Here is a 25112-nt window from a genome sequence, read left to right as displayed (position 1 = left end):
CTCCTAATCTTCGATTTTTGCCGAATCTTTTGATCCGGGTGCGGCAGCGATGCCAAAACGGCCTTTGCCGAGCTTCTTGACCTGATACATGGTCTGATCTGCGCGTTGCACAAGTTGTTCAAGCGTTTCTTGTGAATCTGCTTCGTGAACGGCGATGCCGACAGATATCCCCAATGGATGATCGGCGTCACCGGAATATTTACCAAGAACAGCGCTTTCTTTCATCAGGGTCTTGGCGCGCGCCGATGCGGCGTCAATGTCAGCACCTTCCAGCCACAGAACAAATTCGTCACCGCCAAGACGGGCGACCAGATCGGCCGGGCGCACATTATCGAGCAGCACTTTTGTCAGGGCGAGGATGGCATCATCACCAGCCTGATGGCCGTGGATATCATTGACCAGTTTGAAGTTGTCCATATCGACATACATCAAGGCGGCCGGGGCACTTTCACGCCGCAGGCGACTGTGACGACGTTTGAGTTCCTCAAAGAATGCGCGACGGTTCAGAAGCCCGGTCATGCCGTCTGTGCGCGAAAGTGTCAGGATGCGTTCATGCTGGATGGCCTGTTCGATGGCGATGCCGACCTGATCGGCGACCTCGGTCATGATGGCGCGTTCGCCATCGGTCGGTTCCGGGTGATCGGCATCAAACATGAAGATCACCGCCCCGTTGTTGCGTTGATGATAGTGGCAACTCAATGCAACGATCCGGAATTTACCGATCTGCGCGTCAAAGGTTTCGTTGGTGTTTTGCAGGTGTTCGAGCGCTTTTTTCGCGATGTCGTTGGCAGCCTTGTCTTCGTCACCGGCCGCCAGTTCCATTTCGCTGGTTTCGTCATTGCGCTTGAAAATGATCGAGTACGAACAGGCCAGGGCACGCGTGCTGGCCTCTGACGCGCCTTTCAGAACCAAAAGCGGATCAATTTCGTCTCGCATGGTGCGCACGATATAGGTCATCAGGCGGTCACGGTTTCGGGCCGTGGCGACTTCGCTTTCGCGGCGGCGCTGCTCGGTGATGTCATGGGCGAGGCCACGTGTGCCGACCCAGATCCCCTCGCGCGAATAAACCGGTGTCGAGGATACTGACAAACACGCGTCACGCCCGTTTGAACGACGGAACCAGATTGGTACATCGCGCACAGCCTTTTGGCTGCGAAACACATGTTCGCTGTCCTGATCGGCGGTATCGAGCAGGAAGTGCCCCGGGAACCGACCGACGATGTCATCGGCGCGATAGCCAAGCGCCCCGCGCGGCGAGACAAAGATGAACTTGCCGCTCTCGTCGGTTTCCCAGGCAAAGGCCGAGGATACTTCGACGATGTCGCGATAACGTTGGCGCGAATCAATCAGTGCTTCGCGCAGATTACGGTCCATGCTGACATCGCGTGGCAGGATCATGACCTGATTTTTCGTGGTCGGAAGTGCCGTCAGCTCAAGCGTTGCTGTACCACGCTGGACTTCAAAGGTCATCATTTCAACGACGCCGCCTGGTGTCGTCAGTGTGCGGCGGATCAGTTGATAGATTTCCGGGAACAGGCCGTCACGAATACCATTGGCAAAACCAACTGCGTTCTTGTTGGCAAACAGGGGCACGCCCTGTGCATCCATCACGATGACGGGGGCTTCGGCCTCGGCCATGACCTTGGGGTCAAGGGTAAAGACATCCGCGTCGTAGTCTGTCAGATCGTCGGTGGCGTTCTTGGTCTGGTTTCGGGGATCAACCGGATGACGGGAAGTCATGCGCGTCCTCCTGTTGTGGTCGACGCGTTCTGGTCGTCTGTTTGTGCACTGCTGGTCGGGCTTGTGATGTTGGTTTTGTGATAGTCATCGTCACTGCCGATCGTGATCGGCGGCCCCAGATGATAGCCTTGGCCATAATCGATACCAAGATCACGCACGAGTTCATAACTGGCCTGATCATGGATCATCTCGGCAATCGTGCAAATGCCAAGATCACGGCAGAGCAGGGCGGTTGCCTTAAGGAACGCGCGGCCCTTTGGATTGGCAAGGGCGGTGCGCATGGCCCCGCCGTCGAACTTGATAATGTCGACATCAAGCGCACTCAGATATTCAAAGTTGGCCGCACCCGCACCAAAGTCATCCAGGCAGATTTCATGACCACGGTCGCGCAGCATTTGCAGGCCGTTATTCACATCGGCCAGACCACGAATGCGCGAGGTTTCCGTGACTTCAAACAGGACATGCTTCGATGCGATGTCATAGCCATCCAGCAATTCAATCAGGGCAGGCATAAAGCCAGCCTGTTCAAGTGAATGGCCAGACAGGTTGACGGCAACCGGATAGGGGATGCTGTCGGGATTGTCGCGCAAATGATCCAGAACCTTGCTGCACATTGCGAGGTCGAACTCGGTAATCAGACCTGTTCCCTCCGCAAAATGAATGATCTGGTCAACGGCAAGCGGGCTGTCCCCGATGTTAAAGCGCGCCAACGCCTCGAAATGGTGCATTTTCCGACTGCCCAGATGGACAATCGGTTGCAGGGCAACGGCAAAGGATCCGTTTTCAACAATCTCGCGGAAGGCACGCACGGATTTCAGTGTTTCGTTAATCAGGTGTGGCAGGCTTGCTGATAGTCTGGCGGCTGAAACGTCGTTCTGCGCTTTGCGCTGCATGCGGTTAAGTGCGTAGGCAACCGCACGGGTCAGGTTGGTTTCGCGGTCATTCTCATCATTCTCGGTGTCGAAATGATGGATGTTGCGCGCACTTTCATAGTCATTGCCAAACAGATCATTGGCTTTGGATTTCTTGGCACTTTGACCTTTGTTTTTGCCATCGGGACCATTGGTGAGTGACATTAGCCCGTCGATATCCTCAAGATCGGCGCGCAGTGCACTGGCATAGGCCACGATCCGCCGTTCCAGTTCGATCATCGGTTCATCGACCGGATGGATTTTGGGTGGTTTTTCTTCGGTTTGTTGATCCTTGATGACGGAAGTACTGAACTGCTTGGCGCCAATGCCAATCAATCGGGCGAGCTCGTTGGTAGCTGCTGTTTCGGCCTGGGAGCGTGAAGCTGCCAGATTTTCAAGCACGACCAACGCCTCGCTATGATAGCTCATGGTTGAAATATCGCCAGCTGCACTGGTCTGGCTTGTTTCTGCGTTCATGTTCTGACGGATGACCGCATTTTGCAAAATGATGCGATCAATCCCTGACCTTGCGCGCGGGCGAATGGCGCGATGACGGGCGGCGATATAATAGCGGCTTGACGGGTCGGCGATCATATAGCCGCTCAGCGACAGGGGAACGGCTTCCTGAACCGGTTGTCCGTCAGATTCGCAAAGCTGAAAATCAAGATCGAGTTCTTCGAGACGTTTCAGACCGCTGCCACCATGAAGGTAGGCGCGTAATAAAGGGCGTTCAGATTTGACGACAATTTTTTCAAAGGCTTCGCCGATCAGGCGATCAGGCGTGCAGCCGAGAAGGCTTTCCGTGGCACCTGCGACAAACAGGATATAGCCATTCTCGTCGACCTCAAGAAGCATATCGGCCCAGCAGAAAGCCATCGCTGCCAGAAGGTCTTGGTCATTCGTTTCCGCCGAGGAGCCGGTATTGTCTGTCATTTCTGAACCGTCATGGTAAGCCGCCTGATTATTTTTTTACGCCGCAGCTATATCTTTCTCTACTAAATAGCGATCTTACAAAGGAAATGAAGGATTTGCACTTGATATGACAAAAAAAACGTTCCGGTTCCAGAAGATCGTTTTTTTCGAAAAGTGATGCGCAACATGCAGTCGAAGTTTCGCCATTGGTATGAGGCTTCCTAGCCCGCTTGGCTAGGTGACTAAGACATTAGTGCTTGATGTTTTTGGGTTTGTTCTATCAACTCTCAATGGGGGCGGTTCCTTGCGCTTTCCATCTTCTGTTCAGAACAACTGTATCAACAGCTATGTGAGGTCGATGTGTTAAGTCGCAACGTCAATCGCCGCCGGTTTATCAAATCCGTATTGATGGCAAGTGGCGCTGTCGCCTTTGCTTCGAAGTTTGGTGTCAAGAATGCGCGGGCACTGGAAAACCTGTCTGTGATTGTCGTCGGAGCCGGGATCGCGGGGCTTGGTGCTGCAAGCATGCTGCGTAAAAACGGCGCAAGCGTAACCGTGCTCGAGGCGAAGGACCATGCAGGCGGGCGTCTTTTGACGGATTGGTCGATGGGGGCACCGTTTGAAGTGGGTGCCGGCTGGATTCATGGGCCATCGTCGGATAACCCGAGCAAGCAGCTTGCCGATGCAGTCGACGCCCAGTACGTCGTGACAGACGATGAGAATGCCATCTTTTTTGATGCTGATGGTTACGAGTATGACGAGGACGAAGTCGAACGGATCGTCGACGCTTGGGAAGGTGTGCTTGATCATATCGACCGCACTTATGAAGTGAACGACCATCGAAGCTTGTGGCAGGCAATCAAGGACTATCGCCCGGCCTATGTTGAAGACCCGGGGATCATGTGGGCGTTTTCTGCGTTTACCGAGTTCTCAAAAGGCGGCGCCATAGAAAAGCTCTCAGCCCCCTTGTTTAACTGGGATGAAGCATTCGATGGCGCTGACGTTGTCGTAACATCCGGATATGATGCAATTCTCGAACCCCTTAAAGAAGGCCTCGATATCAAGCTGTCGCATGTGGTGACTTCAATTGACTACAGTGCTGATGAGGGGGTCGTTGTTTCCTCGGAGCAAGGAACGTTCGAAGCTGATTATTGTATCTGCACAGTTCCGCTTGGTGTGCTCAAGGCCAACAAGATCAACTTCAAGCCCGAGCTTCCCGACGATTATCGAGAGTCTATCGACAAGCTTGGCTTCGGTAGTGTTACCAAACTTGCCCTCAAGTTTGAGGAGCCGTTTTGGGATACCGAAACCCAGTATTTTGGCATCACAACAGAGCCAAAGGGGCGCTGGAATTACTGGCTGAGTTATCGGACGTTTTCTGATGAAAATATTCTGCTGGGATTAAGTGTCGGGGACTATGCCCTGACAGCTGATCGTATGTCAGATGATGAAATGGTCGAAGACGCGCTTGAGGTGTTGCGGACTGTCTGGGAAGACGATGTCACAGAGCCGGTTGAGGTTTTGGCAACACATTGGGCGACCGATCCATTCACGCTTGGCGCATATGCATTCCCGCAGCCTGGCAATCGTAAAGCCGATTTTGACGATCTCGGTGACCCGATTGCTGACCGCCTGTTCCTTGCCGGTGAACATACCATCTTTGATTATGCAGGCACGACCCATGGTGCGTACATGACCGGATTACGTGCAGCCGAATATATTATCGATGAGGAAAGTTAGGAAACTGAGTGCCGCGGTCTGCCTGAAAGGTCAGGCCGCGTTATGACCGGCTTTTTTTAGATCGCCCGCGTCGCGGCGGCTGTGCTTTTGGTCGTACATTGCTTCATCAGCTGCGCGGATCAAATCGGCAATATCGCATTTGGCGTCATAGGATGCGTGACCAAAGCTTGCCTTGATCGCAAGCGCCTTGCCTTGCCAGATCAACGGGAAGCGGGCCGTTGCTTTTTGAAGTTGTGCGATACGTTTTGTTGCCGCCGCAGGATTGCTGCCAGTCATCAGGATGGCAAACTCGTCACCGCCAAAGCGGGCAACAAAGTCATCGGAACGCGTATGGGTGCGTAAGTTCTGACCAAAGTGGCGCAGAACGGCATCGCCGGCGGCATGGCCATTTACGTCATTGATTTCCTTGAAACCATCAAGGTCGGCAATCACCAGAATACCGGTCTCGGAGGTGCGGGCTGCGCGCGCGATTGCCTCGCGCATGCGGCGCATGAAGCCGCGCCGGTTATACAGCCCGGTCAACTCATCGGTTTCGACCATGAGTTCAAGCTGCCTTATCCGGTTTTGTTGCTGATCAAGGCGGGTTTGCATGTCACGGGCAAGATCAACCAGGGTCGAAAGCGCGTTGCGTTGTTCGCTATCGTCGGATTCTTCGGTCGCACGTGTATTGATTGCTGTCTGATGCTCAACATCAGCAGCAAGTTCCATCAATAAATCGATTTGCGACTTTTCCATTGGCTGTCTTGTTATCAATGACATTGAAGAACGAACCCCTTAAAAGGGATGGAACCATTCTATCTTTCATGGCGTTACAAGAACCTTAACGCGCATGAGGCGTATTTTTGACGAAGTACTGTCGATCACGCAAAGGAGCACGACGGATGAAAAACCTTTTTGGGGCCGGATTAACGCGGAAAATCGCAATTGCGGGCGTAGCTCTGGCGTTGGCAGGTTGCTCGTTCCTGCAAAAGGAAAACTTTACCGTCGGTGGCGAAATCACTGACCATGGGCAGGAATGCGTGACATTCCGTGCCGAAGACGGAACGCTTTATGCGCTGGCCAACAAGGCAAGCCGTTTCCGTCCGGGGGACAAGGTGCGCGTTACCGGGCATCTGGCCCTGATGACAACCTGCACAGAGGCAACGACCCTGATCGTTGACAAGATCGTCCTGCTGGCGCCTGGCGGATAATCAACAACCTAGCGATGCGTGGCAAAACAATCGGTGCCGTCAGCTTTGAGCTGGCGGCATTGTTTTTGTGCGGACTCGGTGTCTGCAAAACCGATCAGTTGCAGCCGGTGATATATCCCCTGACTGCCAAGATCGGCGGGAACGATCTGTTTGTCGTGGGATTTGGTCAATTCGGGATATCGAATGCTGAAGCCGGCCCAATAGGTTTCCGCGGTAAACGTGTCGCGAAATGCCCCAAGCTGAATGAGGTGGCGGCCGCCATTGCTGATTGGTGCCGCAGTTTCGACCGGTGTCGAGCTGACAGGTTGCGAGACTGCATGACGCTTGGGCGTTGCCACAGGTTGAGGTGCTATTGAGGATGAAGCAGGCACAGGATCCTGTGTAACCGCCGTTTGTGGCACTACTTGTTTTCGAACCGGACGGATCGGGGGCTGACCATTGATTGTCCGCTGATACTGATCGGACAAAGACGGGATTTCGATATCTTGTTCAATGACCGCTTCGGCTGGGATTGTTCCGGGAAGAAGGCTTACAGGTCCATTATCCTCCGGGACGCTTGACGCATGCGCTGGCAAATCCGTCGGTATCATTTCAATACCTGTTTTCCCGGCTTCTTGCGTAGTGGTTTGCGCGATTGCAGACGGCACGAAGGCGTTGCTGATCAATACTGACATGCCAAGCGCCATGACAAGGTGCAGACCACCCCACGTTTCATCAATGCCAAATTGCTGTGACGCGCGGGTCACAACCTTCAGACATTTGTGGGGTGGCTTTTGCATTCCTACATCTCCGTGCGCGGGCCATAGGCGTGACGTTCGCGCAATATCTGATCGTTGCTGCGCAGACGTTCCATTGCTTTGCCAAAGACGGTGTCTGGCGCATATTGGCCATCTGATCTGTCGCCAGTCGCCATCCCGGTCAGAAGTTCAATCGCATCGTTGATGTGTTCCACGGTCCAGATGTTGAATTTGCCCTGACGAATTGCCTGAACAACTTCTTCGCGAAGCACGACGTTTTCCGCGTTGGCTGACGGGATGATCACACCCTGATCACCAGTAAAGCCCTGATCGGCACAGATACGATAAAAACCTTCGATCTTGTGCGAAATGCCGCCAACCGGCTGAGCCTGTCCGAACTGGTTCATGGAACCTGTCACGCCCACATTCTGGCGCATCGGGATGTTTGAAACCGCAGAAATGATGGCACAAAGTTCCGCCATAGAGGCCGAATCCCCTTCGATCCCGCCATAGTTCTGTTCGAACGTGACGTTACAGGCAAAGGAGAGGGGGAAGTCCTGCGCAAAGCGCGACTTCAGGAAGCCTTCAATGATCATCACCGATTTTTGCTGTAGCGGGCCGGACATATCGACCATGCGTTCGATATTCAGAACCCCAAGACTTCCGACATAGGATCGTGCTGATACACGGGCGGGAAGGCCAAAGGCATGGTCGCCGTAATCAAGAACCGTGAGCGCATTGACCTGGCCAACGATGCTGCCAAAGCTGTCGATCAGGATTTCACGTCGTTGGACGCGTTCATGCGACTTGTCTTCAAGGCGTGAATTGCGGTGACGGCGTTCTTCAATCGCGCGCCTGACGTCCGCGGCGCGGATGTTTTCACGGCCTTCGGCCTTGCTAAGGGCACCGGCCTCAATCGCGACATCTTCGACCCGTTCGATCTGGGCTGTCAGTTTGTCACGTTCACCAGCCCAACGGGCTGCCTGACCAAGTAACTGGCGGATTGCACCATTGTCGACCGGGATACCGGAACGCGACAGGGCGGAGGCACGCAAAAGCCCGGTATAGATCGAAATGTTGCGCCCGGCGGCCGGCATATCGGCATCGATATCGGCCTTTACCCGAAAGTGGTTGCGGAAATCCACATCCAACGAGAAGAAGGTGTAATAGAATTTCGGGGCGCCAACGATCACGACCTTAAGGTCCAGTGGGATCGGGCGTGGTTCCGGGGCGCCTGCGGTTGGCGCACCGCCCTTGTGGGTTTCCTCGATGCGAATTTCGCGGTCACGCAGCGCAGCTTTCAAAAAGCCCCAGCATTCTTCGTGTTCCAGCAGGCTTTCTGCACGCAATACCAGAACGCCGCCATTGGCACGATGCAGCGCGCCCGGTTTGATCAGGCTGAAATGCGGGTGCATGCCGCCGCCAATCGGACGGTATTGAATTTGCCCAAACAGGTTGTCGTAGCTAGGGCTTGGTTCAAGGACGACATCGGGATGATCATCGCGCGAATGGTCAATCAGCAGATTGACGGCATAGCGGTCATCGACGGTTTCGGGGATCTTGCCATCGCCGCTTTCAATGGCGGGTTGGTCGCTGGCTTCCTCGAACGCGTCGATATTATCGAGAATGTCCTTTTCAAGTGCCTCAAACCAGGCCTTGAGGCCGGGGCTTGTGAACTTGTCACGCAGCTTTTTGATGCGCGGTTTCAAAACAACCTTGGCCGCCCCGCGCCGCAGACTATCGAGGGTATCCGCGATCTGTTCTTCAAGATCGCGCGTCGACAGCAGCGTCTTGCGAGCTTCCTCGGCGACATCTTCAAAGGCGTCTTCGGCTTCGTGACGGCGATCCTTGGGGATTTCATCAAGCGAGACCGGTTCGCCGTCCTCGTTCAGGGCGACGATCATCACGCCTTTTTCGTTTTCCTGAACATCAAGCCCGCGTTCGCGCGCATATTCGCGCAATGCATCGAACTTTTCGCGCAGCTGGGCACGGGCTTCTTCGGTTTGTGTCTGGGTTTCGGTCAGGTGGGCCGGTGCGTTAAAGGCCGAGGAAAAAGCTTCACGCAGGTGCGAAATCAGTGTTTCCATGGTGGTCAGAAGTTTTTGTCCCTGACCGGCAGGAAGGGCATAAGGGCGCGGGCGATTGGTCCGCGAGAAATTGTTCAGATAGACCCAGTCATCCGGGGCTTCGCGTTCTTCCATGGCCTTGTTGAGGTAATCAAGCGTTGCCGTCATGCGACCGGCACGATCCAGACCAAGAACAAAGATGTTGAAACCGGGTTCGGACATCGAAAGTCCGAATTTTAAAGCCTCTGCCGCGCGATAATGCGATGAAAAATCAAAAATTTTCGGCTGTTGGTCTTTGTGTGGGCTGCGAATACGGAAATGCGGAAAACCGCAATCTTCTGCGTCAAGGCGGGAAACTGGCATCTGCTGACTTTCTGCTGCCCAAGATATGATATCAAGCCGGGGAAATGTGCCCCTGCAGCATATCTTGGAAGCAACCCATTCACGGGGTCAAGCGTTGCGTGCGGAAATAATTGAAATGCCTGCAAGAACCGTATCTTGGCCGGAATTTTCAAGTGGTCTCAGGATGGCAGGAAGGGGCGCATTAGATCACGGCAGCGTTGCCGAAATCACTGCTTTGAAGCAACCGGTCAACTGTTTGAACACCGCGACGCAACCGTTCGGGGGATCGTTCCGCGCCAAAGGCCAGCCGGAGGCCGCGTGGCACTGGCCCGACCGAGAATTGCTGGGCTGCTGTCAGAAGGACGCCGTGATTGGCAGCATTCATGACCAATTCACCAGTATCGATATGTTCGGGCAGTTCCAGCCAGATATGGTAGTTGGTCGCATGAAAGCGGATGTCATAGCCCTTAAGCGTACCAAGAATGATGGCCAGACGCTGGGCTGCGGCTTCGCGATGCCAGCTTTCGAACTGTGCAAGGCTGCCATCCATGATCATGCGGGTGACAAGTTCGAGATTGATGGTCGAGACCATCCAGCAGGTTGACCGGATCGCACTGGCCAGTTTGCCAATCATTTCACCCGGCGCGTGGATATAGCCAACGCGCAAACCGCCACCGATGCTTTTGGAAACACCGTCGAGATAGATGCTGCGCTCCGGCGCAAAGCAGGACAGGGGCGGTGGGGCATCGGGATCAAGGAAATGGTAAATGCCATCTTCGATCAGGGTCAGGTCATATTTGCGGAGAATTTCGGCGATTTCGATCCGGCGCTGTTGGCTCATGGTGCTGCACAGCGGGTTGTGCAGGGTCGGCATAAGGTAGATGGCGCGCGGGCTTTGGGTGCGGCACATGTTTTCCAGCGCATCGGGCATAATGCCCTCGTCATCCATTGCAACACCGCGCAGACGGAACTGCAGCAGATTGGCAAGACTGCGCAGGTTGGGGTAGGTGAGTTCTTCGCACAGAACAAGGTCGCCGGGGCGGACGGTCGCCAACAAGGAAACCGTCATGCCGTGCTGAACACCTGCCGTGGGTAATACGCGATCCGGATTGTCATCAAGACCAAGCCGCCCGGCGGCAAAGGCCAGCGCCGCGCGTTGATGGGCAACACCATATTCCGACTTATAAGACACCATGTCGTCGGTCGTCATGGTGGTTGCGACATCAAGCAGGTTCTCGCGAATGCGGCCTTCCTGCGGCGGCAACGGGCAATTCATTCTGAAATTGATCGGACCGGTTTCTTCGCTATCACGTGCTGTCGGTGTCTCGGGCGTTTCGGGACCGGCACTTTGCGCCAATTGGCTCAGATTGTTGGTAAACGCCATCGGAATCGGGGCGGTCGCCGCCATGTCGAGTTCCGACTGAATATTATGAAGGACATAGGTTCCGCGGCCGACTTCGCCCGCGACAAGCCCAAGACGCTCCGCCTCGCGGTAGGAGCGGGTGATTGTCCCGACCGTGACGCCAAGTTGATAGGCGAGATCACGATGGGTGGGCAGCCGATCTCCGGGTTTCAGAGAGCCGTCTTCGACTGCGGTGCGGATGGCTTGCGCGATCTGTCGATAAACAGGACCACCAGCCTCATCAAGTTTCGGGAACCATATTGTCATGGTGACAATGTTTAAATTGACACAATCACAACGTCAATGACAAAACAATATCGAGACAATTCACCGAAAGGAGATGGAAATGGTAAATTGTAATGATACAATTCAGGTTTCCGGCATTCATGTCAATGATCGCGCAAACACCAATGGCAAACCGGGTACCAAGCCGGCGACCTGGCGTGCAGCGGTCACTGGTGTGGTGATCTCTATGGTCGAATATCTTGCGCTCCTTCAGGCCCAATCACGTGATCGTCGTGCGATGCAACGCCTTGATGATCAGATGCTTAAGGACATTGGCGTGACACGCGCAGACATTGAACAGGAACTGGCGAAACCGTTCCTGTCCGACTTCCCCCGGCGCGGCTAGCCACCGCCGCGTATGACGGAGGCACTTTGCTCCCATTGTGCCTCCGTTCGGCGGGAAACCGTCATGCGTTCAAATTGTCACGATTTTGCTTAAGCAGGGATACAATACCATGTTCAATACAAGTGAATTGCGCGAGGCGGCGGATTTTGTGCATCAATATGTTGCCCCGACCCCGACAATTCAGTGGCCGTTGCTTGATCGCGCAACCGGATTGTCCCTGTATGTCAAACATGAAAACCATACCCGACTTGGGGCGTTCAAGATCCGCGGTGGCCTGACCTTTTGTCGTTATCTCGGAAGCTCTGTCGATGTGAATCGCGGGATTATCTCGGCAACGCGGGGCAATCATGGACAAAGCCTTGCCCATGCTGCCAGCCGGTTTGGCATGCCTGCGACGATTATTGTCCCCCATGGCAATTCGGTTGAAAAGAATGCCGCCATGCGGGCGTGGGGGGCTGAAGTTATCGAACATGGTCATGATTTTCAGGAGGCAGCCGAATACGCCAAGGCGCTCGCGAGCAAGGAAGACCTTGTCATGGTTCCGCCGTTCCACCCGGAACTTGTGCGTGGTGTCGCGTCATATGGGTTGGAGCTGTTTGATGCGATTTCCGGTCTGGATCGGGTTTATGTGCCGGTCGGCATGGGATCTGGGATCTGTTCGTTGATCACAGCGCGTGATGCGCTGGGGCTTGAGACCGAAATCATTGGAGTGGTCGCCACGGGTGCAGATGCCATTCGTCAGTCATTCCTTGCGGGCGAGATCATCCAGACACCGACGGCCAATACATTCGCCGATGGCGTCGCATGCCGAAGCCCGGATCCGGCAGCGTTTGAAATCATCAAAAACGGTGCGGCGGATATCGTGGCGGTCAGTGATGAACAGATTGCCGATGCCATGCGCCTTTATTTCAGTTCGTGCCACACCATTGCCGAGGGTGCGGGTGCCGTGCCACTGGCCGCAGCCATTGCGCAGCGTGAAAGTAACATTGGCAAGAAGGTCGCACTGGTTTTGACCGGGGCGAATATCGATCGCGCCGATTATGCCCGCATTCTCTCGGGAGAAAACAAATGAACCGCATTTCAAGCCGTTCAGATGACAGCCCCACTGTCGATGAACGTCATCTTATGTTTGATGACCTTGAAAAGCTTGGCCGTATCCTTGTCGAGACAGGCGATATCGCGCACAGCTTTATTCAGGGCGCGGATGACATGGATGTAACCTGCCGCGATTTCTCTGCCTTTGACCCCTCGCGCCCCATACCGGGGCAGGGACGCGGTGCACTTGATGCGTTGCGGGCAGCGAAGGAAGACATTCTGCCGCTGCTCGCCGCATCAATTGGTCCGAGATATCTTGGGTTTGTCACTGGCGGTACAACGCCAGCCGCACTGGTTGGCGATTGGCTGGCCAGCGCGATTGATCAGAACGCCACCGGCCCGGAAGGATCGGTCAATGCTGCCGTCGAAGAACAGGTCATCAACTGGCTGTGTGACTTGGGCGGTGTGCCATCAGATCGGTTTGATGGCGTGCTGACGACCGGTGCAACGGTATCAAACCTTTTGGGGCTGGTCACAGCCCGCCAATGGTGCGGTGAGCAGGTTGGTGTAAATGTCGATGCCGACGGTGCCGGTGTTTTACCTGATCTCGAAATTTTTGCCGCAAGCCCGCATGCAAGCATGGTCAAGGATCTGTCGATTACCGGCGTTGGGCGCAACAGCTTTACCAAGGTGGCGACAAAACCGGGATCGGAAGAAACTGATATCGTCGATTTGAAGGCCAAACTTTCCGCCAGTTCAGCCCGCGCCAAGATCGTGATTGCCTCGGCCGGGACGGTCAATGCGACGGATTTCGATAGTCTTGATGCGATTGCCGACTTGTGTGCTGCCTTTGGGGCGTGGCTGCATGTCGATGCCGCATTTGGTTTCTTTGCCGCCCTTGATGATCGTCGTGCGCATTACACCGTGGGGATTGCGCGGGCGGATTCCATTACCTCGGACGGGCACAAGTGGCTCAATGTCCCGTATGATTGCGGTATATTCCTGACCCGGCATGTTTCCGTACTGGAAACCTGCTGTCGGGCCTTTGCGCCGTATCTTGATACCAAGGCGGATGGCAATAGCTACATCAATCGCGGGGTGGAGAATTCCAGGCGTTTCCGCGCCTTGCCGCTTTGGGTGATGATGGTGGCCTATGGCCGTGACGGGATTGCATCGATCATTCGTGTCAATTGTGATCAGGCCGCGAACCTTGCCGCGTGGGTACGAACGCACGAGAAGCTCGAACTTTTGAGCGAGCCGAAACTCAATGTGACAATGTTTGCATCACGCGGCAGCGATGATGACAATCGGGCTTTGCTTGAACGGATCAATGCGACCGGGAAACTGTTCCTGACGCCGACCGTGTATGGCGGACGGTTCGGTTTCCGTGCTGCATTCAGTAATTGGCGCACGCGCGACGATGACCTTGCGATCATCAAACGGGCGATTGAAACGGTCTTGTAATCGTTTAAGGAAATCACCGATAAGCGAGCATATTTAAAGTCTTGCACATCAAGCATGTGCCGAATTCAGGATAATACGATGACGCCCAAAACCCTGCCGATCTATCAGATTGATGCTTTTACCGACGTTGCGTTTGCGGGCAACCCGGCCGCAGTTGTACCGCTTTCAGACTGGTTGTCTGATGATGTGATGCAAAAGATCGCAATGGAAAACAATCTGTCGGAAACGGCTTTTTTCGTAAAGTGTGACGGGGATGAGGCCGATTTTCATATTCGCTGGTTTACACCAACCGTTGAGGTGCCGCTTTGCGGTCACGCGACCCTTGCCAGTGCGTTTGTGATTTTCAATCAGCTTGGTTTTGACGGTGACCTGATTAAACTACAAAGGCAAGCGGGGTTTTGACCGCGCGCCGCGAAGGGGATGCGATTGCTCTGAATTTCCCCAAGCAGCCAATCAAGGTCGATACGGTCGCAAGCGAGGTGATCAATGCGCTGGGCGGGGCGACACCGATTGAGACATTTGGCGTGGTCAGCCGCGACACGGATATCGTCGCGGTCTTTGACGATGCATCGATTGTTCGCAACATGCGCCCGGACATGTCGGCGCTGAGCAAGCTGGCAGATCGCGGTGTGATCGTAACCGCACCGGGCGATAAAACCGGGCTTGATATGGTGTCGCGTTATTTCCTGCCGGCCTTTGGCATTGATGAGGACCCGGTGACGGGTTACATGCATTGCGTGGTTGCGTCTTATTGGTCCGAAAAACTCGGTCAGGCTGATGTTGTCGGCTATCAGGCATCAGCACGTGGCGGCGTTGTTGCCTGCAAAATCGACGGTGATCGTGTTCATCTGAAGGGGGAGGCGGTGCTTTACCTCAAGGGTGAAATCATACTCCCGGCATAACGCGTTCGATCACGAGAAGAATCATCTGAAAAATGGCGGGCAATAACGCGAAAGCCCGCCATTTTTTGTGCAAATTGCCCGGCATCCGTAAGGAAATATTTCTACCCAATAATCCGCATTGAGGCCGGATGGCTTTGTTTTTTTATTGACCGTGCCATGGGGCTTTCGTCTAAGTAAAAGGCAAAATAGGAGACCTGTGGACAGACCGCGCAACCGTAACGGCGCGCGATAACCACAAGAAAGCTCGCTTTACAGGGGAAAGTTTATCGTGCTCGAAAGTGTTGTTGCCAGTTCTGCAACGCCGATGCAGATGTGGGTGGTCCTTGCACTCGTTGCCGGATCGCTTGTTCTGTATGGGTTGGAGCGTATCTCGCTCGAACTGACCAGCATGGCGCTGATCGCAACCCTTCTGCTTTTCTTTGAATTTTTCCCGCTGCTGGATGGCGATGGTGACAATCTGTTGGGACCAGCAACCATCATGTCGGGCTTTGCCAACCCGGCCTTGCTGACGGTGCTTTCGTTGCTTGTTGTCGGGCAGGGGATGGTTCTGACAGGTGGTGTCAGTTACATCGCCGGACTGATTACCGAGCATGGCGGCAAGAATGCCTCGGTCGCGATTTTCATTGGCCTGTTTGTTGTGATGGTCATGTCGGCCTTCCTGAACAACACACCGGTCGTTGTTATCTTTATTCCGATTATTCAGGCACTTGCCGAGCGTATCGAACGTTCGCCATCAGCCTTGATGATCCCGCTTTCTTATGCCGCGATCCTTGGGGGTATGACGACGCTGATCGGGTCTTCGACCAACCTTCTGGTGTCCAGTTCGCTGATCGAATTGGGGATGCCGGGGCTTGAGTTCTTTGAATTTACGACCATTGGCAGCGTGTTGGCACTTGTCGGTTTTGTCTATGTACTGTTGATTGCGCCGCGTCTGCTACCCGCCCTGGCATCGATGCGCAGCAAGCTTGCCAATCCCGATAGCAGCGGCAAACAGTTCATCGCCCAGATCACGGTCGGCCCGTCCGCCAACATGATTGGCACCAAGCCGGTTGCCGGGTTCTTCAAGAACTTGCCCAATATCACCATTCAAATGATTGTCCGGCGCGAACATGCTGAATTGCCGCCATTCGAAGATGATATGGAAATTCAGGCTGGTGATGTTCTGGTCGTTGCTGCCACGCGCAAGGCCCTGACCGAGGCCCTGCAAAAAGACCCCGGTCTGCTTCATTCCGATGCGGTTGCTGTTGCTGCGGATGGCGACGAGGCACCGCAAAAATCGACACAGCTTCTCGCCGAGGTGATGTTGCCGCCGGGCTCGCGTCTGATTGGCTTTAATCTGGAGCAGATCGGTTTCCGCTATCAGTACAAGTGTCTGGTGCTGGGCATTCAGCGTCGCTCACGCATGATCCGTACCCAAATGACCGAAATCCGGCTTGAGGCGGGTGATGTTCTTTTGGTGCAGGGCCGGTCAGAAGACGTCGAAGCGCTGCGCACCATTCGTGATGTCGTGTTGTTGGAATGGTCGACGCGCACCTTGCCGCGCCCGTTTCATGCCCGACGTGCTGCTGCGATCTTCCTTGGTGTGATTGCATTGGCCGCGACCGGTATTGTGCCGATCATGGTTTCAAGCTTTATCGGTGCTGGACTGATGATCGCATCAGGCGCGCTTAATTTGCGACAGGCATCGCGTGCCATTGATCGCAAGATCGTGCTGCTGGTTGCCGCCGCCCTTGCGCTGGGCAATGCGTTGCAATTGACAGGCGGCGCCGAATTCGTGGCCGATCAGTTGTTGGCGGCGACCCGCGGCGCACCAGCGCCGGTTATCCTGTCGTTGTTCTTCCTGATTGTGGCGGGCTTTACGAACGTTCTGTCGAACAATGCGTGCGCGGTTTTGTTCACCCCGATCGGGATTGGCATGGCGCAACAGCTTGGCGTGCCGCCGCATGTGTTTGCCATTGCCGTTGTGATGGCAGCGAATTGTTCGTTTGCATCGCCTGTTGGCTATCAGACCAACCTTCTAGTCATGGGGCCGGGGCATTACCGGTTTGTCGACTTCCTGAAGGCCGGGACGCCGCTGATTATTGTTCTTTGGATCGCGTTCAGCCTGTTTGCGCCGTGGTATTACGATATCCCGTTCTAAGATCGATAAAACCGAGCCAACGCCTGTTTCCCGCGTTCCGTTTCAGCCATGCAAAAATGGCTGTCATGTCTGTGTGGAAGGCGTTTGACTTTTGCCTTCGGGGCAATAGGATCAGGCCCCTCGATTGATCTGACGTAACCCAAAGCGGTTATCCTTCTTTCTCAGGAACTTACAAATGGCCCAGACTGCCGCAATTGCAAAGCCGACAACGCGTCCAACCAGCCCGAATTTTTCGTCGGGCCCGTGTAAGAAACGCCCGGGTTGGTCTGCTGATGCATTGCATGTGGAGGTCCTTGGCCGCTCTCACCGATCAAAACTGGGCAAGCAGCGCCTTGAAGAGGTGATTGACCGTTCGCGCGCCATTTTGAACCTGCCCGATGATTATCTTCTGGGTGTCGTGCCGGCATCTGATACCGGTGCGGTGGAAATGGCGCTCTGGTCGATGCTGGGCGCGCGTGGCGTTGATATGCTGGCCTGGGAAAGCTTCGGATCGACCTGGGTTGCTGACGTGATCAAGCAGCTCAAACTTGATGATGTGCGCACCCTTGAGGGTGACTATGGCAAATTGCCGGATCTGAACGCGGTTGATTTCGACCGTGATGTTGTCTTCACTTGGAACGGCACGACGGCAGGTGTGCGTGTGCCCAATGGCGACTGGATCGCAGATGACCGCAAAGGCTTGACCATCTGTGATGCAACCTCGGCGATCTTTGCCATGGAACTGCCGTGGGACAAGCTCGATGTGGTGACCTATAGCTGGCAGAAAGTTCTGGGCGGCGAGGGTGGACACGGTGTCATTATCCTGAGCCCACGTGCCGTTGAACGCCTTGAAAATTATACGCCGTCCTGGCCGTTGCCAAAAATCTTCCGCATGACCAAGGGCGGCAAACTGATTGATGGTATTTTCCGTGGGGAAACCATCAATACCCCGTCGATGCTGGTCGTCGAGGATGCGATTGATACCCTGAAATGGGCCGAAGAAATCGGCGGGCTTGAAGGCCTTTTGAAGCGCACGCGCGCAAGCCGGGCACATCTTGATGCGTGGCTTGCGACCAGTGACTGGGCGGCGGACCTTGCCGAGGACCCGACAACGGCGTCGAATACCTCGATGTGTATCAAGATCGTCGATCCCTGGGCGCTTGGTTTGTCAGCTGATCAGCAGGCTGCATTGCCCAAAAAGATTTCGCAGCTTCTTGAAGCGGAAAATGTGGCACTTGATATCAATGGATATCGTGATGCGCCTGCTGGCCTGCGTATTTGGGGTGGGGCGACGGTTGAGCCCAACGATATCAAGGCGTTGCTGCCTTGGCTTGATTGGGCCTACGCGGTGGTTAAGGCCGAATTTCAGGCCAGCTAGGAAATAATTCGTACGTATTATTTGCGTTACAGGGGTTTTCCCCGTTGCCCTGTCCGGCACAACGCGGTAGTAACCGCTACCGGATAGTGAGCCCTGAGCGTTGCTCGGGATATTATCAATTTGAATTTGCGCGCCTCGTCCGGGAAAGCACACAACATGACTGAACTCGCCAGGAAAGCTCTTTTGCCCGCCGGCCTGCAGGATGTCCTGCCAGGAACAGCTGCACGGGAAGCTGAAATCCGTGAAAAGCTGATGGCCAGTCTGGCGCATGCGGGCTATGACCGCGTGAAAACCCCGCTTGTCGAATTCGAAGAAAGCCTGCTTGAAGGTGCGGCCCCCGAACTGGCGACCCAGACATTTCGTCTGATGGATCCGGAATCGCGCCGCATGATGGGACTGCGTTCGGACATGACCCCGCAGGTCGGCCGCATTGCTGCGACCCGACTGGTAGATGCGCCGCGTCCGCTGCGTCTTTCCTATTCCGGTGATGTTTTGCGGATCAAGGGATCGCATCTGCGCCCGGAACGCCAGTTCGCGCAGGTTGGTGCGGAGCTGATCGGTGTTTCAAGTGCCGCAGCCGATACCGAAATTGTTCTCCTCGCACTCGAGGCGCTCGACAGCATCGGTCTGGAAGATGTGTCCGTTGACCTGAACCTGCCGACCTTGCCGGTGCGTCTGTTTGATGCCTTTGGCGTGTCGAGCGATGAGCGCGAAGCGTTGACCGAGGCGCTTGAGCGCCGAGACGTCGCCGCGCTGCGTGCTGCGGAGGGCAAGGTTACCGGTGTTTTGGTGGCATTGCTTGAAGCTGCCGGGTCGGCTGAAACCGCATTGCCGAAACTCAAAAAACTTGAATTGCCGCTTGGTGCATCTGAGGAACTATACCGCCTGATCGATGTGGCGGAACGGGTTCTGGCATCTGGCCTTGATGCGGCCCTGACGATTGACCCGGTTGAGATGGCTGGTTTCCGCTATCAGACAGGTGTCAGCTTCACGCTGTTTGCCCGCAATGTGCGCGGCGAAATTGGCCGTGGTGGCCGATACCGCGCCGGTGGTGCGTCGGGTGAGGCGGCAACGGGCATGTCACTTTACATGGACAGTATTTTGCGCGGCCTTCCGGATGCGACGCCGGTTGATCGGGTTTATCTGCCGCTTGGGACGCCACAGCGTGAAGCACGCAAGCTGCGTTCAGAAGGCCATTACACGGTTGCTGCCCTTGAAGGGGCAGCCGAGGCCAAGACCGAAGCCGCTGCCCGCATTGAGGCAGAAGCCATGGGCTGTAATCATATTTATCTTGGCGGTCAGGTTGTGCCGCTGAACGCCTAATCAAACGAACTTTTTATCGCGCAAGGAGTTTTGCGATGACCAATGTTGCCGTGATCGGTTCCCAGTGGGGGGACGAAGGTAAAGGCAAGATCGTCGACTGGCTGTCCGAACGGGCAGACGTTGTTGTGCGTTTCCAGGGTGGTCATAACGCCGGTCATACTCTGGTGATCGACGGGACGACTTATAAACTCAGCTTGCTGCCATCAGGCATCGTGCGTGAGAAAAAGCTGTCTGTGATTGGTAACGGCGTTGTTGTTGATCCGTGGGCGCTTCTGGCTGAAATCGACCGCCTGAAAGAGCAGGGCGTTGATATCACTCCGGAAAACCTGCGTCTGGCGGAAAATGCCTGCCTGATCCTGCCGCTGCATGGCAATCTTGATCGTGCGCGCGAAGCCGCAGCATCGGGTGACAACAAGATCGGGACCACCGGTCGCGGTATCGGCCCGGCCTATGAAGACCGTGCTGGTCGCCGAGCGATCCGTGTCGGTGATCTGGCGGATGTTGATCTGCTCAAAGCAAAGATCGAAAACCTGCTGACGCATCACAATGCGCTTCTGCGTGGTCTTGGTCAGCCGGAAATTGATGGCGCTGAACTGCTTGAGCAGCTCAAGGAAATCGCACCGAAAATCCTGCCGTTCTCTGACACGGTCTGGAAGTCGCTGAACCAGTTCAAGGAAGCTGGCAAGCGCATCCTGTTTGAGGGTGCGCAGGGCACGATGCTTGACGTTGATCATGGCACGTATCCGTTTGTGACCTCGTCGAACACCGTTTCAGGTCAGGCAGCAGCCGGTTCCGGCATGGGCCCGTCTGGTGTTGGTTATGTTCTTGGGATTACCAAAGCCTACACCACCCGCGTTGGCGAAGGTCCGTTCCCGTCCGAACTGTTTGACGCAGACGGTGAACGTCTTGGCGAGCGTGGCCACGAATTTGGTGTTGTCACCGGTCGTAAGCGCCGTTGTGGTTGGTTTGACGCCGCCCTTGTTCGTCAGTCGGTCAAGGTCAATGGCATCACCGGTATCGCCCTGACTAAGCTTGACGTTCTTGATGGCTTTGACGAGATCAAGATCTGCACCGGCTATGACATCGATGGCAAAATTTATGACCATCTGCCGGCCAACCAGCGTCTGCAGGCCAAAGCCAAGCCAGTTTATGAAACCATCGAAGGCTGGTCGGAAACCACCATGGGTGCACGTAGCTGGGCCGATCTTCCGGCGGCAGCGATCAAATATGTCCGCCGCGTCGAAGAGCTGATCGAAGCACCGGTTGCGCTTCTGTCAACCAGCCCGGAACGGGATGACACCATTTTGGTGCATGATCCGTTCAGCGCCTGATTGCTGAAAAATACCTGATTTTTAAAAGCCACCAGCATCAAGCTGGTGGCTTTTTTGTTTGTGGTTTAAGGGCTTGATTGTCCCTTAATGATGAGCCTGCCGCATAACAGCTTGCCCGCATGGTGGATCACCAGTATCGTTTTATCAACCTTTTGAGGATAGCGTTCTGGTAGATAGGTCAGGAGGACTGTCGATCAGGAGATCGCGCGTCACTCAGGGAATGATAACCTTTAAAAGAATATCGGGATCATGGCAGAGCAAGCAGAAGATCAGGAACAGGACGTTTCGAACGGTGCTGCGACAGAGCCGGTGATTGATGCACCGGGCGGCGGCGCACCTGCGCCTGAAGAGCCAGAAGAAAATCCTGATGGTGATGATGTCGCGGTTACTGCCGGTGGCAAAAGTGTCGAGATCGGTAATTTCCGCGTCTTTCTCGATCTTCGGATGCCCGAATTCGACATGGGCCATTGCAAGGCCTTTTCCGCAGATAACTTGCGCCGGGACGAGGGCAGCGCCTTTGCACTGGTGACCGAACCGGTCTTACCAACCCGCCATGACCATCTTACGTTTCTTACCGGCATGCATATGGCCGGTCAAATCGACCTGATTGACTACGAAACCGCCTATTGGCCGCCTTTTGGGCGCAAGACGATGGTGCTGTTCTATGAAAAGCCCGCTGGCGGCAAAGTCGTTGCCCGGGAAAACAAGAAACTCGCCATTGATGAGCACGACATTGGAACGGTCGTTGTCGAGCCGTTGATGAATGTCATGCAGGCCTTTGGTGAAAAAGGCCTCGCACACCGCAATGTTCGTGCAGATAACCTGTTTTTCGGCGATTCCATGCGCGAAAAGGTCGTGCTTGGTGACTGTTCCAGTGGGCCGCCCGGCTATGATCAGCCGAGTGTGTATGAAACCACAGCCCGGATGAGTGCCGAACCTGCCGGTCGCGGATCGGGCAGTCTGGCCGATGATTTTTATGCCCTTGGCATGACCCTGGCAGAACTCGGAATTGGCCGTCAGCCGCTCAAGAAGCTCAATGATCAGGAAATCATAGAGGTCAAACTGGAAAAGGGATCGTTTCAGGCAATTGCCTCGCAGGAAAAGCTGCCGCTCGTTCTGATCGAGCCGGTGCGTGGTCTGTTATGTGATGATCCTGAAGAACGCTGGGGCTTTTCCGAACTCAATGCCTGGCTTGACGGGCGCAGAACCAGGCCGGTTCAGGCGAATACGGAAAAACGTGCGGCCCGCTCACAGAACCTTGCCGGGCGGGATTACTATACCTGTCGTGCACTGGCACAGGGCATTGCCAAAAATTGGGGAACCGCTCTTGGACCGTTGCGCGACAGTACGGTCGAAATCTGGCTGCGGCGCGGCTTGGGGGACAATGACCGTGCCAAGGCGCTGTCTGATGCCATGCGACAGTTGCAATGGGCCGGAACCGATAAACGATCAGCCGAAGATGTGCTCGTGGCGCGCTCGATCCTGATTCTCGATCCGTCTGGCCCTGTCAGGTTTAAGGGGTTCTCGGCCATGGTGGACGGGCTTGGCTTCATGCTGTCCTATGATGTGCAGCATGGCCGGGGCCCGCAGCGTTTTGCCGATGTCATTGTCCGCGATATCCCGTCTTTCTGGTTTGGCCGCCAGGAAGGTTACAGCCCGGAAATCCAGAAGCAGCAGCAGCTCTACAAAAACCTGCGCTACTACATTCAACAGCAAAGTGCTGGCTATGGTTATGAGCGGTGCCTTTATGCGACCGTGCGCAATCAGCACTGCCTTAGCCCACTGGTCGAAGAAGAATTCGTCGTGGACATCGCCGATCTGTTGCCGGCAATTGAAAAAGCCGCCGAGACCGCATCCGAAGACAGCTGGCCGGTGGACCGTCATATCGCGGCCTTCATCGCCACCCGTCTGGAAGACGACGTCGAAGGGCAGTTGATGGCGATGCAAAACCCGTCTGACGAGGTGGAATACAGCCGCGCAATCATCAGCATGCTGGCGATCGTGCAATGGCGCCATGGCCCGGATAACTTGCAGAATCTGTCACACTGGGTGGCGCGTTTGATGGAACCGGCGATCAAGGTGTTTCACAGCAAGGCCCGTCGCGAACGTGTGGAAACCGAAATTCCCAAACTTGCCAAGCGCGGCAATCTGGTCGAGCTTTATAACCTGATCAATGACGAGCAGGAACGCCGCAAGGATCAGTCCGAATTCGTCGAAGCTGTCGCGGAATATTCCGAGGCGGAAAGCGAAGTGTTCGATCTGGAATCCTCGGGCCCGGCCCGGATGGAACTGGCCGAAAAAGTCGGGCAGCAGGCCGCAGCCTTCGCATCAACCATGATTGCGTTGCTGACCGTTTCCGCACTGTTCTTGATGCATATCTTTTAAGGGGGCGACATGGCAAAGGGTAAACGTTCAGGCGCCAAGGGGAAGGGCGGGCGCAGTGCATTTTCCGGCCTGTCGGTTGTTGCATCGGCGGTGTTGCTGTTCATGGTCGCATTGCCAACTTTCATCACGCTGACGGTCGGCTTGTTGCCGTCACTTGTGGCCTTTATCTTTGATCGCAGCCCAGGGCGGACCATGGCGCGTTGCGTGTTTGGTCTGAACTTCTCAGGCGTTGCGCCCTATATCCTTGAAGTCTGGGTGCAACCGGCACAAACCGTCAACGGTGCGACCCAGGCCGTGTTTCAGCCATTGGCATTGTCGATCATGTATGGCGCCGCGGGGCTTGGCTGGTTATTGTATCTTGCCATGCCGCCGATTGTTGCCAATGTCCTAAACCTTTCGGCCCAGCGTCGGGTCAGTGAATTGCGCAAAAAACAGCGCGGGCTGATCAAGACTTGGGGCGATAGCCTGATCAAGGAAGTGGATCGCTCCGGCAACTGATCCGGGCACTTTCACACCTTTGATTCGAACTCCAAAAGAAAGCGGCGGACAAGTGTCCGCCGCAAGTAGTTTCCAGAGGGGAATAAAGATGGGGTATTCGGTGGTGTTAGTGGGGCAGGTCCGTATGGATTGATTTGCGAACCTTTTCCAAGGCACGTACTTCGATCTGACGGATACGCTCCCGCGAGATGCCATACGCGACGCTAAGGTTTTCAAGCGTTACCGGACTTTCCAGCAGGCGGCGCTGGGTCAGGATGTCGCGTTCGCGATCATTAAGGTGCGACATCGCACTTTTGAGCATGCTCATGCGTTGCAGGAATTCCTCGCGCTTGCCGTACAAGGTTTCTTGATCGTCATCATCGCTTTCGATCCAGTCGACCCATTCGCCATCGCCTTCAATGCGTACCGGCGCATTAAGCGAGTGGTCCGGTCCGGCCAGACGGCGGTTCATCATGACAACGTCGTCTTCTGACACATTCAGCTTGGTCGCGATCAGCTCAACCTGTTCAGGCTGAAGATCGCCTTCGTCAATTGCCTGCATCTGGCTTTTGAGTTTGCGCAGGTTAAAGAACAGCTTCTTTTGAGCGGCTGTGGTGCCCATTTTCACAAGCGACCAGGAGTGCAGGATGTATTCCTGGATGGCGGCACGGATCCACCACATGGCATAGGTTGCAAGGCGGAAGCCCTTGTCCGGGTCAAACCGTTTGACCGACTGGAGCAGGCCGACATTGCCTTCGGAAATGAGTTCATTGATTGGCAGGCCATAACCGCGGTAGCTCATCGCGATCTTGGCGACCAGGCGCAAGTGGCTGGTAATCAGTTTTTCGGCGGATTTATCACAATCCTTGTCCCGGAAGTTGCAGGCATAGGTGGTTTCCTGTTCCGGGGTAAGCATCGGGTAGCGGCGTATACGCTGTAAGTATATCGTCAGACCATCTTGAGAGATAGTTGGAAGAGCGTTTCCTGCTTTCATCAAAGCCTCCCGTATTGCTTTCAAAAAGTGCTG

The 25112-nt window shown here is 55.1% G+C and carries 20 protein-coding genes; 13 read left to right on the top strand and 7 right to left on the bottom strand.

The features are described from left to right. Positions 1–3: 3 nt before the first annotated feature. On the bottom strand, positions 4–1740 hold the full coding sequence (locus ACXAIA_RS06960; RefSeq protein WP_475348704.1) for a sensor domain-containing diguanylate cyclase: 1737 nt from the start codon (positions 1738–1740) through the stop codon (positions 4–6). Continuing rightward, the gene (locus ACXAIA_RS06955; protein ID WP_475348703.1) at positions 1737–3584 is read right to left on the bottom strand and encodes an EAL domain-containing protein; all 1848 of its coding nucleotides are present in this window, start codon (positions 3582–3584) and stop codon (positions 1737–1739) included. The genes ACXAIA_RS06960 and ACXAIA_RS06955 overlap by 4 nt, the downstream gene beginning before the upstream one ends. A 339-nt stretch (positions 3585–3923) precedes the next feature. Here ACXAIA_RS06955 and ACXAIA_RS06950 point away from each other — a divergent pair, with 339 nt between their 5' ends. Continuing rightward, complete coding sequence (locus tag ACXAIA_RS06950; RefSeq protein WP_475348702.1) at positions 3924–5303, top strand: flavin monoamine oxidase family protein; 1380 nt, start codon at positions 3924–3926, stop codon at positions 5301–5303. Positions 5304–5333: 30 nt separating this feature from the next. On the opposite strand, the gene ACXAIA_RS06945 is transcribed toward ACXAIA_RS06950, so the two are convergent. After that, positions 5334–6038, bottom strand: coding sequence for a GGDEF domain-containing protein (locus tag ACXAIA_RS06945; protein ID WP_475348701.1), 705 nt, complete (start codon positions 6036–6038; stop codon positions 5334–5336). Between the two features lie 146 nt (positions 6039–6184). Here ACXAIA_RS06945 and ACXAIA_RS06940 point away from each other — a divergent pair, with 146 nt between their 5' ends. Then, positions 6185–6493: a DUF5818 domain-containing protein gene (locus ACXAIA_RS06940; RefSeq protein ID WP_475348700.1), complete on the top strand. Its 309-nt coding sequence runs from the start codon at positions 6185–6187 to the stop codon at positions 6491–6493. An 8-nt stretch (positions 6494–6501) separates the two neighbouring features. On the opposite strand, the gene ACXAIA_RS06935 is transcribed toward ACXAIA_RS06940, so the two are convergent. The 3 genes from ACXAIA_RS06935 to ACXAIA_RS06925 all read right to left on the bottom strand — a co-directional run bounded on the left by ACXAIA_RS06935 (position 6502) and on the right by ACXAIA_RS06925 (position 11307). After that, positions 6502–7272, bottom strand: coding sequence for an SPOR domain-containing protein (locus tag ACXAIA_RS06935; protein WP_475348699.1), 771 nt, complete (start codon positions 7270–7272; stop codon positions 6502–6504). Positions 7273–7274: 2 nt separating this feature from the next. After that, entirely contained in the window at positions 7275–9518 is a 2244-nt protein-coding gene (locus tag ACXAIA_RS06930; protein WP_475348698.1) for an AAA family ATPase, read from the bottom strand. A 322-nt stretch (positions 9519–9840) separates the two neighbouring features. Then, positions 9841–11307, bottom strand: coding sequence for an aminotransferase-like domain-containing protein (locus ACXAIA_RS06925; RefSeq protein WP_475348697.1), 1467 nt, complete (start codon positions 11305–11307; stop codon positions 9841–9843). Between the two features lie 79 nt (positions 11308–11386). On the opposite strand from ACXAIA_RS06925, the gene ACXAIA_RS06920 reads away from it, so the two are divergent. The 11 genes from ACXAIA_RS06920 (at position 11387) to ACXAIA_RS06870 (ending at position 24106) form a co-directional block, all read left to right on the top strand. Next, on the top strand, positions 11387–11671 hold the full coding sequence (locus tag ACXAIA_RS06920; RefSeq protein ID WP_475348696.1) for a DUF1127 domain-containing protein: 285 nt from the start codon (positions 11387–11389) through the stop codon (positions 11669–11671). 109 nt (positions 11672–11780) lie between these two features. Then, positions 11781–12743, top strand: coding sequence for a threonine dehydratase (locus tag ACXAIA_RS06915; protein WP_475348695.1), 963 nt, complete (start codon positions 11781–11783; stop codon positions 12741–12743). Further along, positions 12740–14170 (top strand): pyridoxal phosphate-dependent decarboxylase family protein, encoded by a 1431-nt coding sequence (locus ACXAIA_RS06910; protein ID WP_475348694.1) that lies wholly within the window; start codon positions 12740–12742, stop codon positions 14168–14170. Before ACXAIA_RS06915 ends, ACXAIA_RS06910 begins: the two co-directional genes overlap by 4 nt. Before the next feature lie 78 nt (positions 14171–14248). Next, entirely contained in the window at positions 14249–14572 is a 324-nt protein-coding gene (locus ACXAIA_RS06905) for a PhzF family phenazine biosynthesis protein (RefSeq protein WP_475348693.1), read from the top strand. Continuing rightward, a complete protein-coding gene (locus tag ACXAIA_RS06900; RefSeq protein ID WP_475348692.1) occupies positions 14569–15072 on the top strand; it encodes a PhzF family phenazine biosynthesis protein in 504 nt (167 codons plus the stop codon). Before ACXAIA_RS06905 ends, ACXAIA_RS06900 begins: the two co-directional genes overlap by 4 nt. Positions 15073–15340: 268 nt before the next feature. Then, on the top strand, positions 15341–17212 hold the full coding sequence (locus ACXAIA_RS06895; protein WP_475348691.1) for an SLC13 family permease: 1872 nt from the start codon (positions 15341–15343) through the stop codon (positions 17210–17212). Between the two features lie 175 nt (positions 17213–17387). Beyond that, the gene (locus ACXAIA_RS06890; RefSeq protein WP_475348690.1) at positions 17388–18569 is read left to right on the top strand and encodes a phosphoserine transaminase; all 1182 of its coding nucleotides are present in this window, start codon (positions 17388–17390) and stop codon (positions 18567–18569) included. 156 nt (positions 18570–18725) lie between these two features. Then, complete coding sequence (locus ACXAIA_RS06885) at positions 18726–19892, top strand: ATP phosphoribosyltransferase regulatory subunit (protein ID WP_475348689.1); 1167 nt, start codon at positions 18726–18728, stop codon at positions 19890–19892. Positions 19893–19927: 35 nt separating this feature from the next. Continuing rightward, positions 19928–21223: an adenylosuccinate synthase gene (locus tag ACXAIA_RS06880; RefSeq protein ID WP_475348688.1), complete on the top strand. Its 1296-nt coding sequence runs from the start codon at positions 19928–19930 to the stop codon at positions 21221–21223. A gap of 249 nt (positions 21224–21472) precedes the next feature. Further along, complete coding sequence (locus ACXAIA_RS06875; protein WP_475348687.1) at positions 21473–23608, top strand: protein kinase family protein; 2136 nt, start codon at positions 21473–21475, stop codon at positions 23606–23608. A 9-nt stretch (positions 23609–23617) separates the two neighbouring features. Beyond that, a complete protein-coding gene (locus ACXAIA_RS06870) occupies positions 23618–24106 on the top strand; it encodes a hypothetical protein (RefSeq protein ID WP_475346201.1) in 489 nt (162 codons plus the stop codon). A 106-nt stretch (positions 24107–24212) separates the two neighbouring features. Here the strand turns inward: ACXAIA_RS06870 and rpoH are convergent, their stop codons facing one another. After that, positions 24213–25079, bottom strand: coding sequence for an RNA polymerase sigma factor RpoH (gene rpoH / locus ACXAIA_RS06865; RefSeq protein ID WP_475348686.1), 867 nt, complete (start codon positions 25077–25079; stop codon positions 24213–24215). Positions 25080–25112 lie beyond the last annotated feature (33 nt).

This window comes from Thalassospira sp. ABL2_045 (assembly GCF_056161285.1).
This window is presented reverse-complemented; position numbering and strand designations above follow the sequence as displayed.

Coding starts and splice junctions, on each gene's coding strand:
- ACXAIA_RS06960 (WP_475348704.1), bottom strand. CDS start 1,740: ATGACTTCCCGTCATCCGGTTGATCCCCGAAACCAGACCAAGAACGCC.
- ACXAIA_RS06955 (WP_475348703.1), bottom strand. CDS start 3,584: ATGACAGACAATACCGGCTCCTCGGCGGAAACGAATGACCAAGACCTT.
- ACXAIA_RS06945 (WP_475348701.1), bottom strand. CDS start 6,038: ATGGAAAAGTCGCAAATCGATTTATTGATGGAACTTGCTGCTGATGTT.
- ACXAIA_RS06940 (WP_475348700.1), top strand. CDS start 6,185: ATGAAAAACCTTTTTGGGGCCGGATTAACGCGGAAAATCGCAATTGCG.
- ACXAIA_RS06935 (WP_475348699.1), bottom strand. CDS start 7,272: ATGCAAAAGCCACCCCACAAATGTCTGAAGGTTGTGACCCGCGCGTCA.
- ACXAIA_RS06930 (WP_475348698.1), bottom strand. CDS start 9,518: ATGTCCGAACCCGGTTTCAACATCTTTGTTCTTGGTCTGGATCGTGCC.
- ACXAIA_RS06925 (WP_475348697.1), bottom strand. CDS start 11,307: ATGACAATATGGTTCCCGAAACTTGATGAGGCTGGTGGTCCTGTTTAT.
- ACXAIA_RS06920 (WP_475348696.1), top strand. CDS start 11,387: ATGGTAAATTGTAATGATACAATTCAGGTTTCCGGCATTCATGTCAAT.
- ACXAIA_RS06915 (WP_475348695.1), top strand. CDS start 11,781: ATGTTCAATACAAGTGAATTGCGCGAGGCGGCGGATTTTGTGCATCAA.
- ACXAIA_RS06910 (WP_475348694.1), top strand. CDS start 12,740: ATGAACCGCATTTCAAGCCGTTCAGATGACAGCCCCACTGTCGATGAA.
- ACXAIA_RS06905 (WP_475348693.1), top strand. CDS start 14,249: ATGACGCCCAAAACCCTGCCGATCTATCAGATTGATGCTTTTACCGAC.
- ACXAIA_RS06890 (WP_475348690.1), top strand. CDS start 17,388: ATGGCCCAGACTGCCGCAATTGCAAAGCCGACAACGCGTCCAACCAGC.
- ACXAIA_RS06885 (WP_475348689.1), top strand. CDS start 18,726: ATGACTGAACTCGCCAGGAAAGCTCTTTTGCCCGCCGGCCTGCAGGAT.
- ACXAIA_RS06880 (WP_475348688.1), top strand. CDS start 19,928: ATGACCAATGTTGCCGTGATCGGTTCCCAGTGGGGGGACGAAGGTAAA.
- ACXAIA_RS06875 (WP_475348687.1), top strand. CDS start 21,473: ATGGCAGAGCAAGCAGAAGATCAGGAACAGGACGTTTCGAACGGTGCT.
- ACXAIA_RS06870 (WP_475346201.1), top strand. CDS start 23,618: ATGGCAAAGGGTAAACGTTCAGGCGCCAAGGGGAAGGGCGGGCGCAGT.
- rpoH (WP_475348686.1), bottom strand. CDS start 25,079: ATGAAAGCAGGAAACGCTCTTCCAACTATCTCTCAAGATGGTCTGACG.